Source organism: Corynebacterium sp. HMSC070E08 (genome assembly GCF_001808895.1).
Lineage (GTDB): Bacteria > Actinomycetota > Actinomycetes > Mycobacteriales > Mycobacteriaceae > Corynebacterium > Corynebacterium hiratae.
This window is the reverse complement of the sequence record NZ_KV794742.1, coordinates 1-1,203: the sequence shown is the minus strand read 5'-3', so window position 1 is coordinate 1,203 and position 1,203 is coordinate 1. Positions and strand designations below refer to the sequence as shown.

The window sequence follows — 1,203 nt, the reverse complement described above, 5'->3', positions numbered from 1 at the left end:
TAATTAATCATCCCAGTTAAGATGTATCTCCACCCGATTAACTTACGGTGGCAGTAAAACGTTTGTTCACTCAACCACCAGCCACACAACAAAAGTGCGGCTAAAAGACACCAACTGGTGCCAAAAAATATGCTCCTTAGAAAGGAGGTGATCCACCCGCACCTTCCGGTACGGGTACCTTGTTACGACTTCGTCCCAATCGCCGATCCCACCTTCGACAGCTCCCTAACAAGTTTAGGCCACTGGCTTCGGGTGTTACCAACTTTCATGACGTGACGGGCGGTGTGTACAAGGCCCGGGAACGTATTCACCGCAGCGTTGCTGATCTGCGATTACTAGCGACTCCGACTTCATGGGGTCGAGTTGCAGACCCCAATCCGAACTAAGGCCGGCTTTCAGCGATTCGCTCCACCTCACAGTGTCGCTGCGCGTTGTACCGACCATTGTAGCATGTGTGAAGCCCTGGACATAAGGGGCATGATGATTTGACGTCATCCCCACCTTCCTCCGAGTTAACCCCGGCAGTCTCTCATGAGTCCCCAACCAAATGCTGGCAACATAAGACAAGGGTTGCGCTCGTTGCGGGACTTAACCCAACATCTCACGACACGAGCTGACGACAACCATGCACCACCTGTACACCAGCCACAAGGGACACTACATCTCTGCAGCAATCTAGTGTATGTCAAGCCCAGGTAAGGTTCTTCGCGTTGCATCGAATTAATCCACATGCTCCGCCGCTTGTGCGGGCCCCCGTCAATTCCTTTGAGTTTTAGCCTTGCGGCCGTACTCCCCAGGCGGGGCGCTTAATGCGTTAGCTACGGCACAGAAGACGTGGAAGCCCCCTACACCTAGCGCCCACCGTTTACGGCATGGACTACCAGGGTATCTAATCCTGTTTGCTACCCATGCTTTCGCTCCTCAGCGTCAGTAACTGCCCAGAGACCTGCCTTCGCCATCGGTGTTCCTCCTGATATCTGCGCATTTCACCGCTACACCAGGAATTCCAGTCTCCCCTACAGCACTCAAGTTATGCCCGTATCGCCTGCACGCCCGAAGTTAAGCCCCGGAATTTCACAGACGACGCGACAAACCACCTACGAGCTCTTTACGCCCAGTAATTCCGGACAACGCTCGCACCCTACGTATTACCGCGGCTGCTGGCACGTAGTTAGCCGGTGCTTCTTATACAGGTACCGTCAC

1 rRNA gene is annotated in these 1,203 nt (G+C 54.0%); it reads right to left on the bottom strand.

The features are described from left to right. Positions 1-140: 140 nt before the first annotated feature. Positions 141-1,203, bottom strand: a 16S ribosomal RNA gene (locus HMPREF2526_RS03440); the annotation flags it as partial.